This window comes from Polyangium fumosum (genome assembly GCF_005144585.1).
GTDB classification, from domain to species: Bacteria; Myxococcota_A; Polyangia; order Polyangiales; family Polyangiaceae; genus Polyangium; species Polyangium fumosum.
The window spans coordinates 46468-61525 of sequence record NZ_SSMQ01000016.1 but is presented as its reverse complement, the minus strand read 5'-3'; the positions used below and the strand labels follow the sequence as shown (position 1 = coordinate 61525).

14 protein-coding genes are annotated in these 15058 nt (G+C 68.9%); 11 read left to right on the top strand and 3 right to left on the bottom strand.

Translation table 11 applies throughout. From position 1 onward, the window contains the following. The 3 genes from E8A74_RS17245 to E8A74_RS17235 all read left to right on the top strand — a co-directional run bounded on the left by E8A74_RS17245 (nucleotide 1) and on the right by E8A74_RS17235 (nucleotide 3658). Nucleotides 1-252 carry an acyl carrier protein gene (locus E8A74_RS17245; protein ID WP_136930113.1) on the top strand — a complete coding sequence of 84 codons (252 nt, stop codon included), beginning with the start codon at nucleotides 1-3 and terminating at the stop codon, nucleotides 250-252. Between the two features lie 10 nt (nucleotides 253-262). After that, nucleotides 263-1504, top strand: coding sequence for a beta-ketoacyl-ACP synthase II (gene fabF / locus E8A74_RS17240; protein WP_136930112.1), 1242 nt, complete (start codon nucleotides 263-265; stop codon nucleotides 1502-1504). Between the two features lie 69 nt (nucleotides 1505-1573). Beyond that, nucleotides 1574-3658 (top strand): thioredoxin domain-containing protein, encoded by a 2085-nt coding sequence (locus E8A74_RS17235; RefSeq protein ID WP_136930111.1) that lies wholly within the window; start codon nucleotides 1574-1576, stop codon nucleotides 3656-3658. A 3-nt stretch (nucleotides 3659-3661) separates the two neighbouring features. Here the strand turns inward: E8A74_RS17235 and E8A74_RS17230 are convergent, their stop codons facing one another. The 3 genes from E8A74_RS17230 to E8A74_RS17220 are packed head-to-tail and all read right to left on the bottom strand — an operon-like array spanning nucleotide 3662 to nucleotide 6473. Then, the gene (locus E8A74_RS17230) at nucleotides 3662-4312 is read right to left on the bottom strand and encodes a PEGA domain-containing protein (protein WP_170229186.1); all 651 of its coding nucleotides are present in this window, start codon (nucleotides 4310-4312) and stop codon (nucleotides 3662-3664) included. 54 nt (nucleotides 4313-4366) lie between these two features. Beyond that, nucleotides 4367-4678, bottom strand: coding sequence for a hypothetical protein (locus tag E8A74_RS17225; protein ID WP_136930109.1), 312 nt, complete (start codon nucleotides 4676-4678; stop codon nucleotides 4367-4369). Then, entirely contained in the window at nucleotides 4656-6473 is a 1818-nt protein-coding gene (locus tag E8A74_RS17220; RefSeq protein WP_136930108.1) for an OmpA family protein, read from the bottom strand. Before E8A74_RS17220 ends, E8A74_RS17225 begins: the two co-directional genes overlap by 23 nt. Before the next feature lie 356 nt (nucleotides 6474-6829). Between E8A74_RS17220 and rpmH the strand changes: the two genes are divergently transcribed. The 8 genes from rpmH (at nucleotide 6830) to E8A74_RS17180 (ending at nucleotide 15021) form a co-directional block, all read left to right on the top strand. Further along, complete coding sequence (gene rpmH / locus E8A74_RS17215; RefSeq protein ID WP_136930107.1) at nucleotides 6830-6979, top strand: 50S ribosomal protein L34; 150 nt, start codon at nucleotides 6830-6832, stop codon at nucleotides 6977-6979. A gap of 4 nt (nucleotides 6980-6983) precedes the next feature. Further along, a complete protein-coding gene (gene rnpA, locus E8A74_RS17210; RefSeq protein ID WP_170229185.1) occupies nucleotides 6984-7421 on the top strand; it encodes a ribonuclease P protein component in 438 nt (145 codons plus the stop codon). Nucleotides 7422-7597: 176 nt separating this feature from the next. Next, nucleotides 7598-7960, top strand: a complete 363-nt coding sequence (gene yidD, locus E8A74_RS55830; RefSeq protein ID WP_136930105.1) for a membrane protein insertion efficiency factor YidD — start codon at nucleotides 7598-7600, stop codon at nucleotides 7958-7960. Nucleotides 7961-8072: 112 nt separating this feature from the next. Then, nucleotides 8073-9842, top strand: coding sequence for a membrane protein insertase YidC (gene yidC, locus E8A74_RS17200; protein WP_136930104.1), 1770 nt, complete (start codon nucleotides 8073-8075; stop codon nucleotides 9840-9842). Further along, entirely contained in the window at nucleotides 9835-10410 is a 576-nt protein-coding gene (locus E8A74_RS17195) for a Jag family protein (RefSeq protein ID WP_232379609.1), read from the top strand. The genes yidC and E8A74_RS17195 overlap by 8 nt, the downstream gene beginning before the upstream one ends. A 183-nt stretch (nucleotides 10411-10593) precedes the next feature. Further along, nucleotides 10594-10950 (top strand): 50S ribosomal protein L19, encoded by a 357-nt coding sequence (gene rplS / locus E8A74_RS17190; RefSeq protein ID WP_136930103.1) that lies wholly within the window; start codon nucleotides 10594-10596, stop codon nucleotides 10948-10950. A 368-nt stretch (nucleotides 10951-11318) separates the two neighbouring features. Beyond that, the gene (locus E8A74_RS55515) at nucleotides 11319-12578 is read left to right on the top strand and encodes an FHA domain-containing protein (RefSeq protein ID WP_136930102.1); all 1260 of its coding nucleotides are present in this window, start codon (nucleotides 11319-11321) and stop codon (nucleotides 12576-12578) included. A 256-nt stretch (nucleotides 12579-12834) separates the two neighbouring features. Next, nucleotides 12835-15021 carry an FHA domain-containing protein gene (locus E8A74_RS17180; RefSeq protein ID WP_136930101.1) on the top strand — a complete coding sequence of 729 codons (2187 nt, stop codon included), beginning with the start codon at nucleotides 12835-12837 and terminating at the stop codon, nucleotides 15019-15021. The last annotated feature ends 37 nt before the right edge of the window (nucleotides 15022-15058 follow it).

Sequence of the window (15058 nt, the reverse complement as noted above, 5' to 3'; positions counted from 1 at the left end):
ATGAACCAGAAGCGCGATCTGCTCGAGATGTTCAAGACCGTGGCCGCGCGCGTCGACAAGCGCCCCTTCCCGAACGTGACGCCTGCGTCCAAGATCAGCGAGCTCGGCATCGACTCGCTCTCCGTGATGCAGATCGTCGGGGAGCTCGAGTCCGAGCTCGGGATCGTGATCCCGGACGAGGACCTCGTCGAGCTCACCACGGTCGGGGATCTCTGCAAGAAGGTGGAGGAGCGGCTCGCCGCCGGCGGCTGATCCCACCCCCATGCCCCGCCGCGTCGTCGTGACCGGAATGGGCGTCGTGAGCCCCGTGGGCACAGACGTCCCGACCTTCTGGGAGAGCCTGCTCGCCGGGCGCTCGGGCGTCTCGTACATCTGCGAGTTCCCCACCGACAAACTCCGCAGCGACATCGCCGCGAGCGTGAGAGATTTCGACGTTTCGCGGTACATGTCCCCGAAGGAGGCCGAGGTCTACGGCCGCGTGACGCATTTCAGCCTCGGCGCGGCCGTCGAGGCCGTGATCATGGCCGGGCTCGACAAGGAGTCCGGCGCCACGCGATCACGCGTCGGCTGCCTGATGTCGACCGGCATGGGCTCGGTCGACATCTTCGAGGAGCAGATCGCCCGGAGCAACGAGCGCGGCCCGCGCGCGGTGTCGCCGTATTTCGTGCCGGGCGTCATGCCGAACGGCGCGGCCGCGCTCATTTCGATGCGTTATGGCTTCATGGGCCCGTCCTACAGCCTGGCGAGCGCCTGCGCGACGGGCACGCATTCCATCGCGACGAGCGCGCTCCTCATCGAGGCAGGCGAGGCCGACGTGATGATCGCCGGCGGCGCGGAGGCGGCGACGCGGATGAACACCGTGGCGGGCTTCGGCAATGCGCGCGCGCTCGCGAAGGCGTTCGAGGGAGATCCGACCCGCGCGAGCCGGCCGTTCGACAAGCGGCGCCATGGGTTCGTCATGGGCGAAGGCGCGGGCGTGCTCGTGCTCGAAGAGGAAGAACACGCGAAGCGGCGCGGGGCGAAGGTGCTCGCGGTCGTCGGCGGCTTCGGGATGACGACGGACGCCGAGCACCTCACGCGCCCGCACCCCGAGGGCCTCGGCCTCGCGCTCGCGCTGGAGCGCGCGCTCCAGCGGGCCGGCATCGACCCCGAGGCGATCGACTACATCAACCCGCACGCGACCTCGACGCCGCAGGGCGACATGGCCGAGATCCTCGCGTTCCGCCGCGTCTTCGGCGAGCGGCTCGCAGAGATCCCGATCTCGGCGACGAAGTCGATGATCGGCCACCTGCTCGGCGGCGCGGGCGCGGCCGAGACGATCGCGGTCGTGTGTTCGCTGCGGGATCAAGTGCTGCACCCGTCGATCAACGTCGACGAGCTCGATCCGGAGCTCGGCGCGCTCGACGTCGTGCGGGATCGAAGGGCCGCGCCCGTCGGCTGGGCGGCGAAATGCTCGGCGGGCTTCGGCGGGCACAACTGCGCGCTCGTGCTCGGCAAGGCCTGAAAACCAGGCCTCTGGGAGAGCCGGGAATTCACCTTCCCGCCGGGTGCGCGATGCCCTAGGTGCTCGTGCATGAGCGCCCACGAGAACAGGCTCGCGAAGGAGAAGTCGCCGTACCTCCTGCAGCACGCGCGAAACCCGGTCGATTGGTACCCGTGGGGCGCGGAGGCGCTCGAACGCGCGAAGCGGGAGGACAAACCCATCCTGCTCTCGATCGGCTACGCCGCCTGTCACTGGTGCCACGTGATGGAGCGCGAGTCGTTCGAGAACGACGCGATCGCGGCGCGCATGAACGAGCTCTTCGTGAACGTGAAGGTCGATCGCGAGGAGCGGCCGGATCTCGATCAGGTCTACCAGCTCGTCGTGCAGCTCATGGGCCGGAGCGGCGGCTGGCCGCTCACCGTGTTCCTGACGCCGGATCAAAAGCCGTTCTTCGCCGGAACGTACTTCCCGCCGGCGGACAAGTACGGCGTGCCCGGCTTCCCGGCGATCCTCGAAGCGGTCGCGGACGCGTACAAGCGGCGCCGCGGCGAGGTGCTCGCGCAGGCCGGCGAGATCACGCAGGAGATCACGCGTGTGGGCGCGCTGCCCGAGGGCGAGGGTGAGATCGGGCAAGACCTCTTGCGCAAGGCGTGCCGGCGTCTGCTCGCGCGCTTCGACAGCCACAACGGCGGCTTCGGCGCGCGGCCCAAGTTCCCGAACACGATGTCGCTCGACGTGCTCTTGCTGCGCGGCACGCTGGAGGGTGACGCGGTCTCGAAGGAGAGCGTGGAGCTCGCGCTCGACAAGATGCAGAAGGGCGGGATCTGGGACCACCTGCGCGGCGGCTTCCACCGCTACTCGACGGACGCGCGCTGGCTCGTGCCGCACTTCGAGAAGATGCTCTACGACAACGCGCTGCTCTTGCGCCTCTACGTCGACGGCTACCGCGCGCTCGGAAACCCGCGTTTCGCCGAGACGGCGCGCGCGCTCGTCGCCTACCTCTTCGCCGAGATGCGCGACGCGTCGGGCGCGTTTTACGCGACGCAGGACGCGGACTCCGAGGGCCAAGAAGGAAAGTTTTTCGTGTGGAAGCTCGGCGATCTGCGCGCGGCCGTGGGTGACGATCACGAGGCGTACGAGGTCGCGCGGGTCCACTTCGGCATCACGGACGAAGGCAACTTCGAGGAGACGGGCGCGACCGTGCTCTCGGAGGTGCGCTCGATCGAACGGACGGCGGCGATCGTGGATCTCGCGCCGGGCGCGGCGGCGAGCGCGCTCGAACGGGCGAGGACGAAGATGCTCGCGGCGCGGGAGAAGCGGCCGCGGCCGACCCGCGACGACAAGATCCTCGCGAGCTGGAACGCGCTGCTCATCGGCGCGCTCGCCGAGGCCGGCCGTGCGCTCGACGAGCCTTCGTGGATCGGCGCGGCCGAGGTCGCGTTCGCGGCGATCGAAGAGCGGCTCGTGCGGGACGGGCGCGTGCGCCGGTACTACATGCCGGGCGAGAACGAGGCGCCGGAGGAGAGGCGCGGCTTCCTCGACGATCAAGCGTACGTCGGCAGCGCGGCGCTCGATCTCTACGAAGCCACGGGCAACCCGCGGTACGTGGCGTTGGCCCGCGCGATCGCCGACGCGATGATCGAGCATCACGAGGATCCGCGCGAAGGTGGCTTCTTCTTCGCGCCCGATGACGGGGACGCGCTCATCGCCCGCACGAAGGACGTCTTTGATCAGGCCGTGCCTTCGGGCGCATCCATGGCCGCGGAGCTTTGCCTGCGGCTCGGCGAGATCACGGACGAACGGTTCGCCGCGCACGGGCGGCGGCAGATCGAGCCGATCGGCCCGACGGCGATCGACAACCCGCTCGGCCTCGGCAAGGCCGTCGCCGTGCTCGATCGGCTCGTGCGCGGGACGGTGGACGTGGTGCTCGTGGGCGATCCGTCGGGCGAGCGGGCACAAGCGTTCGCAAAGGCGGTGTTCCGCCGCTTCTTGCCGCACAGGAACGTGGTGTGGGTGGATCCGCGCCGGCCGGAGACGGCCGAGGCCGTCAAGGTGCTCGCCGAGGGCAAGGGCGCGCGGGGCGACGACACCGTGGCGTACGTTTGTCGGAATCGAACCTGCTCGGCGCCCGTGTCGGACGTGGCAGCGCTCGAAGCGCTGCTCGACAGGGGATGACGATCAGCGCCGCGGCTGCGGGGGGGCGGGCGCCTTGGCGGGGATGGTGCGCTCCGCCTCGATCTGCATCGCGACCTTGAACGCCGTGGATTGTCCGGGGACGAGGTTCACGGTGATCACCTTGTCGGGCGCGCCCTTGCGCTGGATCGTGATCTCGTGTTTGCCTGGGGGGAGCGACACGTTCGTGTGCGGCGCGGGGCCGAGCTTGCGCTTGCCGTCGACGATCACCTGATCACAGGCCGGATCGCAGACGAGCGAGAGAAACCCGTCGGCCTTGATCATCTTCGCCGCGACGCGCGCCGCGATGTCCGGCGGAGGCTCGGCGGGCGGCGCCGCTTGTTGCGAGAGTTTGACGTTGAGGAGCGCCGTCTCGCCCGGCTTCACGACGACCTCGACCTTCTTCTCCTCGTACCCCTTGCGGCGCAGCGTGAGCTTGTGCGTCCCCGGCGGGAGCTCTGCGCGCACGATCGGGGAAGGACCGAGCGAGCGGCCGTTGACGAAGATGCCCTCGCAGCCCGGATTGCAAGCGACGGTGACGAAGCCGTTGGCTCGCGAGGCGTCGGGCTTCGGGGCCGGCTCGGGGCGCGTCGCCTCGGCAGCGAGCGCGACGCCGGGGACGACGAGGGCGAGCACCAGGGCGGGGGCGTACTTCATCGAGATCATTGTGCCTCGTTCGACGGCCTGCGTGGAGTCGCGATGCAGCGGATTTCACTCGCCGCGGGGTCGATTCCGACACAGCCCGACGTCACACGTCCCGGCCCCTCGTTCGAGCTTGCAGATACACTTTTCCACGGGCGCGGGCGCCCCGGACTGCGCGCAGCCCCGGGCGAAATCGGGGGCACGCTCGGCGGAGGGCGAGCACACGGTCACCTCGCTCCCGGAGTTGTCATCGAAGTCCGTGAGGAACGTACAGGTGCACGCGTAAGGCGAGCCGCGCTCCTTCTCGCACCCTGCGCCGAGGACGGCGGCGAGCGCGAGGAGGAGCGCGGCGAGGCCGCTATTGACCGGGGGGCGTGACATCCGCCGCCTTGTCGCGGATGTGGAACTCGACGCGACGGTTCGTCTGCCGTCCGTTGGCCGTGTTGTTGTCGGCGATGGGCCTGCGCGGGCCGAAGCCGGCGGCGCTCAGGCGATCCGCGGCGATGCCGCCCTTCTTGATGAGGTACTCCATCACGGCGTTCGCGCGATCGGACGAGAGCTTCTCGTTGAGATCATCCGAGCCGCGGTTGTCCGTGTGGCCCTCGATCGCGAGGTGTTGGATCTCGGGGTTCACCTTGAGCAGGCGCACGACCTCGTCGAGGATCGGGTAGCTCTGCTGCAAGATCGTCGACTTGCCCGTGAGGAACTCGACCTTCTTGAGGATCTGGATCTCGTTCGAGCCGGTGACCCTGCGGATGAAGGTCGGGCAGCCGTTCTTCTCCGCGTCGGGGTTCGCGTCGCCGGGCTCCTTCGGACAAGCGTCCTTCGCGTCGCTGATGCCGTCCTTGTCGGGATCGTCCTCGGGGCAGCCGTCCTGATCGTCGACCTTGTCGAAATCCTCGGGCGTGTCGGGGCACTTGTCGACGTTGTCGGGGATGCCGTCGCCGTCGCGATCCGGCGGCTGCGGGCAGCCGTCGTCCGTGTTCGGCGGCTTGTGATCCTCGGGATCCGTCGGGCACAAATCGACGTCGTCCGGCAAGCCGTCCTTGTCCGTGTCCGCGCCGTGCTCGGCGTAGCGTCCCGTCTTGAAGCGCTTTCCAGGCGACGGCGGGTTCGTGTCCTTGATCGGGAACGCGTACCCGACGGTCGCGACGGCGCGGAAATCCGGCGCGTATCCAGGCGTGATGCGCGTGCCGCCGCCCACGCCGAGCCACGCGCGCTTCTTCTGATCGAAGGCGTAACGCCCCTCGAGCATCCACTCGATCGGCGTGTTGTCGACGTCGAAGAACGTCGCGTCGGTGATGCCCGTCGAGCCGAAGATCTGCGCGCCGAGGCGGAGCGCGCCGCCGCGCAGCGGCAGGAAGCCGCCGATGCCCCAGCGCCACTCGGAGCCGGATTTGAAGTCGTTCACGCCGCCCGAAGGCCGGAACTGGAGGCCCGTGTTGAAGACGAAGAAGAAGCTCTTGAGGTCGTACTCGGCCGCGACCTGGAAACCGCCGCTCGCGCTCGAGTCGCCGCCGAACGAGTCGTTGTCGCCCGTCGGGAGCCAGACCGCGCCTTCGAGGCCGAGCTTGAAGCTACGCGCGGGGTTCCGCCAAAGGAGCACGCGACCGTCGAGGCGCAGATCCATCGGCGCCACCGTCCGCATGCTGACGGCGTTCGATCCCGAGACCTGCGCGAGGTACGTCGTGCCGCCGTCCTGGAAGAGGATGATCGGCAAGTTCGCCTGGAACGAGAAGCGCTCGAGGACCTCGACGCCGACGTCGAGGTAGCTGATGAGCTGCGGGCCGACGGGCGCGCTGCTGCGCTGGCTGAAGATGCCGGCCTTCCGCGGATCGTCCTGGTGGTTCTCGATGCGGAACGGGTTCAGCGCGAAGCCCATGCCGAGCTGGCCGAAGAACCGCGTCTGCGGGTTGAACTGCGGGCGCCAGAGCCCGATCGCGTCTTCGGGCGCGCCGCCGATGAAGAGGCGATCGAGGTACATCGTCGACTGCTGCGCGTCGGCCTCGGCGGGCGCGAGGAGGCACGCCGCGGCCGCGAGGACGGCCGAGCAAGCGGAGGCAACGCGGCGCAGGAGGGACGGGCGACGGGGCGTGGCCGCGCGCGCGTCGGAGGTGCCTTCCGCCGCGGGATCACCTGCGGGCGGTCGGGCTCGGGGATGGTCGACTTGGGCCATGTCTTCGGCGTCTCCTCGGCGCGCACTGCGCGCGGAAGCGAGAGGCCCGGGTGCGCTTGCCGCGCGAAGATCACCGGGCCCCCCCGTGCAAGCGGAGGCTACACCAGGCGTGCGGGCACATGGAATGTCTTGCGGTGTAGGGAGGAGCCTCAAGCACGAGCCCGTCTCTTCCCTTGCCCGGGGGTTCGGGGGCGTAGCTCGGCTCGCAGGAGCGAAGCCCCCGAGCGTTGACAGGGGCCGTCGATCAGGTCAGACAGACGACGCGCGATCCAGGCCGTTTCGCGGTCTTGACCAGCAGGCGGACCTGTGCTTTCTTTGCGCGCCCCGAAAAACGAAGGGTTCTGAAGGGTCCTACGATGAAGCGCACGTTCCAGCCCCACAACACCCGCCGCGCGCGTACCCATGGCTTCCGGGCGCGCATGGCCACGAGCGGTGGCCGCAAGGTCATCAACAACCGCCGGCGTAAGGGCCGCGCGCGCCTCGCCACGACGATCTACAAGAAGTGAAGTCGTGGGCGACCCACGCCCTCGACAGACGTTCACGCGAGCCCAGCGGTTACGGCGCCGCCCTGATTTCCTGCGCGTTCAGGAGGGTGGCGCTCGGGTCACGACGCGTCACCTCCTGATCCTGATCGCACCCCGCCCCGACGACAGCACCACACGCCTCGGCGTGGTGGCGTCGCGAAAGGTGGGTTGCGCTGTGCAACGCAACCGGGCCAAGCGCCTGCTCCGTGATGTCTTTCGCCGGAACGTGGCGTCGTTTCCGCGCGGCGTCGACGTCGTGGTGATCGTGCGTCCGGGCGTGGACGAACTCGCCTGCAGGGAGCTCGAAGCGGAGATTCAGGCCGTGCTGCCGCTCGTGCGCAAACGAGCGAGCGGCAAGCCGAACCCGGGCGCGCAGGTCGACCCGAGAAACCGCTCCGGCGACGGGCGCAAAGGCGGCCCTTGACCTTGCAAGCAGGAACGCGGGCCCCCAAGCTTCGCCTCGCGATCTCGTGATGGGAGCCGCGGCCGACGCGTTCAGCCTCGCCACACCTCGCGCCCTCCGGCGTCGCTCGCCGCGCCCTGCATCGACCGTCGATGGTGGCTCCGCCCGGGCACGCCGGGCTCCGCCCCCAAACCCCCATGCTGGCCAAGCTCCTCCTCCTGCTGATCCGCGTCTACCAGCTGACGCTCTCGAAGGTGCTGCTCGCGCTCTTCGGTCCTGTCTGTCGGTTCGAACCCTCTTGCTCGCGGTACGCCGCCGCGTGCATCGCGGGTCATGGAGCGCTGCGCGGGAGCTTGCTTTCAGTGAAGCGCCTGTGTAAGTGCCACCCGTTCCATCCGGGCGGCTACGATCCTCCGCCGCCTCCACGGATCGGCCGCTCGCGTACGGAAGAGCCCGCGCGGCACGGCCCGGATCAAAGGGTTGGAAATACGAACCTTTCTTCCCACGACGAGGCTCGACTTTCGCCGTGGAGCAGTGGCGCGGTCCATGAGGCTGGTTAGTTTCCCCTCGCATGCTCGCCAAGCGAGCGAGCCCTTCCGGGGGGATCACGCGGTCACGGGGCGGGGCAAGGACCAGTAGGGTTTTACGGCAAGGAGATTGCCGAAGGATTTCATGGAACGCGGCAAAATCGTTCAGTGGGTGCTCATCGGCATCGCTGCCATCCTGTTCTGGCAGTTCGGCGGCAACCTGTTCGGCAAGGGCAACGAAGACGTCCAGCCGAACACGTTCTACGACGCCGATCGGCTGCCGGACGACAAGAGGCAGCCCGAGCAGATTTGCACGATCAACGGTCCGCGCTTCGAGGCGGAGCTGTCTTCGCGCGGCGGCTCGCTGCGCCACCTTCGGCTCACCGATGAAGGCAAGTACTCGAAGGCCGGCAAGCCGATCGATCTCGTCACGACCTCGCAGGAGTGGCGCCAGCCGCTGCGAACGGACGTGCGTTTGCCCGGGGTCGCGAAGCAGCAGACGCCCTACGACAACCTCGACTGGACGCTCGCGGCGCAGGACGGCAAGTCGTGCACGTTCGTCTACGAGGACGCGACCTCGAAGCTCACGAAGGTCGTGCGCGAGACGGGCAACCCCTTCGAACTCGAAATGACGCTCGAGGTGAAGAACCTCTCCGCCGAGCCGCTCAAGCACAGGCTCACGGTGGAGCAGACCTCGTGGCGCACGACCGAGGAGACCAAGGGCAGCCTCGGCCGCATCTCGGAGCAGATGACGGACGTGCTCGCGGCGACGACGGAGAAGGTCGAGCGCTTGCACGCCGACGCGTTCGAGCCGAAGGACTTCAAGGACAAGGAGTTCACGAACGAGCTCTGGCGCCGCAGCCCCGGCGCCGCGAAATGGGTCGCCGTCAGCAGCGTCTACTTCACGAAGGCCGCGATCCCGGTCGAAGGTCCCGCAGCGTTCGCCGAGACGCAGATCGAAGAGGACTGGAACCGCGCCAAGTACAACGCGGCGGATCGCGAGAAGGACAAGGACACACACGGCCACGTCTACCGTGCGCGCCTCGCGTATCCCGAGGTCGAGCTCGCGCCGCAGGCGACGCAGACGTACAAGGTCCTGAGCTTCACGGGCCCGAAGGAGCGCGAGGTGCTCGCGGCTGCCGGCCCGGGCATCACCGAGGTGATCGATCTCGGCACGTTCTCGCCGATCGCGAAGGTCCTCGTCGGCTACCTGAAGATCCTCCACAAGGCCGTGGGGAGCTGGGGATGGGCGATCGCGCTGCTCACGATCACCGTGCGCACGCTGCTCTTCCCGCTCAGCATCTCGCAGATCAAGAGCAGCGCGGCGATGCGCCGGCTCAAGCCGGAGATGGACGAGCTCAACACTCGTTACAAGGACGACCCCGCGCAGCGCGGCCTCGCGCTCCAGGAGCTCTGGCGCAAGCACGGCGTGACGAACCCGGTGCTCGGCTGCATCCCGATGCTGCTCCAGATGCCCGTGTGGTTCGCGCTCTACCAGGCCCTGCAGACGGCGGTCGAACTCTATCACGTGCCCTTTTTGTCGGCCCGGATCATCCCGGATCTCTCGGACAAGGGCGAATACTTCGTCATCCCCGCGATCCTCGGCGCGTCGAGCTTCTTCCAGCAGAAGCTCATGCCGCCGCAGAGCGACCCGATGCAGCAGAAGATGATGCAGTACATGCTGCCGGGCATCTTCGTGGTGATGATGCTCTACCTGCCCGCAGGCCTCGGCGTGTACATGCTGACCAACACGTGGCTCGGCATCGCCCAGCAGGTTGCGGTCGAGCGCTACCTGAGCCGCAAGACGCAGGGCTCCGCCGGCATCGAGGTGCGCGAGAAGCCAGCGAAATCTTCGGGCGACGAAACCAAGTCGGCGCCTGCTCTTGGAAAGGGAAAGGCACGTGTCCGTGGATAATGGAGCTCCCGGGAAGACCAGCGTGAACGCCGAAGGCACCCGGCACGACGACGACGAGCGCGACGAGCGCGCCGCCGAGGCGAAAGCCCCGTTCGAGGAGGATGGTCGCGCCGATCAAGCGCTCGACTTCGTCATCGATACGCTCGCCGCGATGGGCATGGACTGCACCGTGGACCTGCTCGAGAACGAGCCGGAAGATCCGCCCGAGGAGATCCGGCTGGAGATCGAGGGCAGGGACGCCGGCCGCATCATCGGCAAGAAGGGCCAGACGCTCGCCGCGCTGCAGTTCCTCGCCAACCGCGTGATCAACCGGCCCGGCAAGCAGCGCCGCCACGTGATCATCGACGCCGAGGGCTACCGCGCGCGCCGCGAGGAGACGCTCACCTCGATGGCCCGTCGCCTCGGCAAGCAGGCCGTCGAGGAGGGCAAGATCATCACGTTCGAGCCGATGAACCCGCAGGATCGCCGCGTCGTGCACCTCGCGCTCGCGAAGTTCCCCGGCGTCGTCACGAAGAGCGACGGCGAAGGCGACGCGCGCCGCGTGCAGATCATCCCCGTTCGCCGTTGACCGTCCGAAGAGATCGTGCGGGGCGGTGAGTTCGTCGCCCCCGCGATCCACCGTATCCCCACGATCCATGATCGGTTGACAGCGTGGGGACGGTATGCATAATGCCGCTCCCTCGTCGTCTCCGGCAGGCGTGGAGCCGTTTGCCCCAACAGCCGGGACCATCCCCAGTCGAAGGACCGCGACATGCTCACCTCGAACGTACTTGCGAAGATCGAAACCCCGCAGCTCCGCGAGGGGCTCCCGGAGTTCCGGGTCGGCGACACCGTCCGGGTCCACTACCGCATCGTCGAGGGCGAGAAGGAGCGTATCCAGGTCTTCCAGGGCGTCGTACTGAAGCAACATCGGGCCGGTGCGCGCAGCACCTTCACGGTCCGCAAGGTGAGCTTCAACGTGGGTGTGGAGCGTATCTTCCCAACGCACAGCCCCCGCATCGACAAGATCGAGGTGGTCTCGCGCGGCGTCGTTCGTCGCTCGCGCTTGTTCTACCTCCGCTCGCTGGCCGGCAAGGCCGCCCGCGTGCGCGACGCCAAGGACGGCTGATCCGGAAGGCCCCATCTCGGGGCCTCCCGTCTCCGCTCACTCCCGCTCTCGTCGAACGCATTGCGAAGGGTGTCCCCGGGCTGATTCAGCCCAGGACACCCTTTCGCATTTCTTCCGCGCACGCACCTCGGTCCCGCGCCATGCCACGCCGGTACCGTGCTTCTTTCCGCGCGCCTGCGGCACGCCGTCGTCGCGCCGCGTTCCCGCACGAGAGCCCGTCGACGTGCTGCGCTGCGTCGTGCTCCGAGGTGCCTCGTCCACCTCGCCGAGGGTAAAGAGTACTTCTTCTTGATCCTCGGTCCGGCCCACACGGTATGCTGCCGCCGAGGCGGACGAGGTCTTTGGTCCGTCAACACGAGAAGGACACTATGAACTGCCCGCGTTGCGGCGCGCCTGCCACACCCGCCGACAAGTTCTGCGCGATCTGCGCCTCTCCGCTCGGGCCTCCGGGGCCGGGCGCCTTCGGTCCTCCTCCGCCCCCTCCCGCCTTCGGGCAACCGCCGGGCTTCGGGCCTCCGCCGGGGCCGCCGGGCTTTGGGCCGCCTCCCGAGCCGCCGGGCTTCGGACCGCCCCCGCCGGCTCCCCCCGGCTTCGGAGGCGGCTTCGGGCCGCCCCCCGCGCCCACGGCAAACCCCGCTGCGTTCGGGCCTCCGCCGCCTCCTGCGTTTGGCGCACCTCCCGGGCCGGGAGGCTTCGGACCGCCTCCGCCGCCCCCCGCGTTCGGACCGCCTCAGGCGACGCCGGGTGGGTTCGGGCCGCCGCCTGCGCCGCCTGGGTTCGGGCCGCCCCCCGAGCCGCCTTCCCCGCCGGCCGGTTTTGGACCGCCGCCCGCGCCGCCCGGATTCGGGCCGCCTCCCGAGCCGCCGGCTGGTTTTGGACCGCCGCCTGCGCCGCCCGGATTCGGACCGCCGCCTGCGCCGCCTGGATTCGGGCCGCCTCCCGAGCCGCCGCCCACGGGTTATGGGCCGCCTCCGGCCCCGGGTGGATTCGGGCCGCCGCCTGCGCCGCCCGGCTTTGGGCCGCCGCCTGCACCGCCCGGCTTCGGGCCGCCGCCTGCGCCGCCAGGCTTCGGGCCGCCTCCGCCAGAGCCCGCCGGTGGGTATCCCCCGCCGCCTGGACCCCGGGCGTTCGCACCGCCGCCGATGCCGGACAAACACGAGGGGTACGCACCGCCGCCGAAGCCCGAAGGTGGCTTCGAGCCGGCGCGGGCACCTGGGCGCGGAAACGCCGCGACGGGGATCCCTGGGAATCCTCCGCCGATGCCCGGTCGGCAAGGAGCCGCGCCGAGCCCCGACGGCCGCCGCGCGCTCGCAGGCTTCCTGGTGAGCTACCAGGAGGATCCGCTCGGTAAGTTCTGGCCGCTCTGGCAGGGCAAGAACGCGGTCGGCCGCGCGGACACGGGTCAGAAGGTCGACGTGGAGATCGCGCACGGCACGACGTCCACGCATCACGCGACGATCGACTGTGAAGGTGGGAGGTTCATCCTGAGTGATCTCGGCTCGACGAACGGCACCTTCCACAACGAAGAAGCCATCGGCTTCAAGGGCAGGCGCGAGCTGCGTGACGGCGACAAGATCCGTTTCGGCGGCTTCAGCGTCATCACCATCATCGTGACGGCTCGGACCTAGGGGTCGCGCGGAGAAGCCCCGTGCGGAACGCCCTTTTCACCCTATCCAGCTCCTCGACGAGATGACGCCCCCGCGCGCTCGCGTCGCCCGAGGCAGCCGTCCCCCGCGCTCATCGCGCAGGGCGGACGTGCTTCCCTGCCTCGACGCACGAGAGCACGCGGCGGCCACGCTCGCGGACCACGCGCGTGCGCGAAGGTGCTCGTCACCTCGCGCCTGCGCCGGCCCGCCGAGGACCCCCCATGTTGGAGGCTCAAGCATGAACCCGTTGCCCCACGGAGCCGCCCGCGCCGTCACTCGATCGGCGCGCAAAGCTCCCCTGTTCGCGCTCCCCGCGCTCGCGGCGCTCGCGGCGATCCTCTTCGCCGCCGCGCCCTCCTTCGCTGCTCCGGAGGCCAAGATCCTCCGCATCGATCCGCGCACGAGCACGGTCGACGGCTCGCCCGTGCTCACGACCGTGATCGACCTCGTCCAGAACAAGCGCATGTCGGACGCGACGCGGCCGTGCGCGGCGCTGAACGGCGACGCGTTCTACGACTGCGTGGCGAACGCGGTCGAGCAGCCGAACGCGCTCTACTCGTCGTTCGACTTCCCGGAGAAGAACGCGGTGCTCACCGTCGTCGTCGACGGCTCCGACACCGTGGCCCGGTTCGAGTCGAAGGCGCGCTGGGGTGAGAGCACGAGCCAGCCCGGCGTGGGCACCGCGTGGCTCATCCTCATCGACGCTGCGTCTTCGATGGGCACGCGCTTCGACGAGGCGAAGTCCGTCGCCACCGCGTTCGTCAACGCGATGGGCCCGAACGACATCGTCGACGTGATGTTCTTCAACGACAAGAGCGTCGTCGAAGACTCGAAGTGGGTGAACAACAAGCAGACGGCGCTCCAGACGATCTCGAGCGTCAAGAACACGTTCCCCACGCAGGGCCGCACGCGCCCGCTCTTCAACATCATCAAGACCGCGGCCACCGACGGCTTCAAGGAGCTCGGCAACGTCGGCACGAACGTCGTCGTGCCCATGCACCAAGCCATGGTCGTTCTCTCGAACGGCGCGGCCGGCGCCGATCCGAGCTCGAACTCCGCGGCCTCGAACCTGCTCAAGGACTACCTCACGAAGGGCCGCTTCCCGGAGAACAACGAAGTCCTCCCGAAGACGCCGGTGCCGGTCATCTCGGTCTGGTTCCCGAGCAAGCTCGTCGAGGAGTTCGCCGCGAACTCGCGCGAGTTCATGGAAGGGCTCTCGAACCCCGAGATCGGCGGCTTCTACAGCATCCTGCGCGACAGGCAGGAGTCGCGCGCGGTCAACATCGTCAACGCGGTCCGCTCGCGCTTCAACAAGATGCACATCGTCAAGTGGCGCGTCTCGTGTGTCGCGCTGAGCTTGACGCAGACCTTCCGCCTCGCGTTCCTCAACACCGATCCGCTGATCGCCGGCGACGCGACGTTCCAGAACGTGCCCGTCGGCATCGACCCCTCGCAGTGGCCGCTCGACATCGATCGTGAGGCCACCGAGCGCGCCGCGCAGCAGGATCCGGTGCACCCGGGCGGGACCGTGAAGGTCTTCGGTAACTTCTGCTGGGGCGGCAACACGCAGCGGGCCGAGCTCTACATGGTCCCGAAGAACCAGCCCGCGCCCGCCTCGCTCCAGGGCGGCAGCATCGACGACGCGAAGAAGGCGCAACGCACGCTCATCGAGCAAGGTATGCGCGGCAAGGCCACGACGGCCGGCGAGAGCATGGTCGAGTTCGAAGCTCCGAACACGGACAAGTTCCTCGCCGGCAAGGGCGATCAGATGACCGCGCGCCTGGTCGTCTACGACAACCAGGCCAAGCGCACGAGCGCCATCACCGCCGACAAGATCATCACGGTGAAGGCGAAAGAGGCGCCGCTGCCCTACCTGCTCATCGGCGCCATCACCTTCGGCGGCGTCGTCCTCGTCCTGCTCGTCGTCTCGATCTTCCGCAGCGGCGGCAACAAGCGTCGCACCGGCAACGCCCCCACGACGGCTCCGCGCCCCGGGGGCGGTTCCCCTCCCATGGCGGGCGGCTACGCGCCTGCCGTGCCCATGGGCGGCGGCATGCCCGGCATGGGCGGCCCGGACTTCGGCGGCGGATACGGTCCTCCTCCGATGGGCGGCGGCCCCGTGGGCGGCGCCGCGAACCGCGCGGTGCTCTCCGGCTCGCTCGGCATCTTCACGTTCAACCCCGGCACGGAGATGCGCGTCGGCCGCGACGCCGCGACGTGTCAGATCGTGGTGAACGAGCCGCGCGTCTCCGGCAGCCACGCCGTCGTCAAGTTCGAGAACGGCCAGCTCTTCGTGCGTGACGAGAACTCGAACAACGGTACGAGCATCAACGGAAACCGCATCCCGCCGCTCGTGTGGACGCCCGTCTCGCCCGGCGCGATGCTCCGCTTCGGCCCCATCGAGTTCAACGTCCGTTTCGAGTAGTCTACACTCGAACGATCGTCGTCCCGGCCTCCACCCC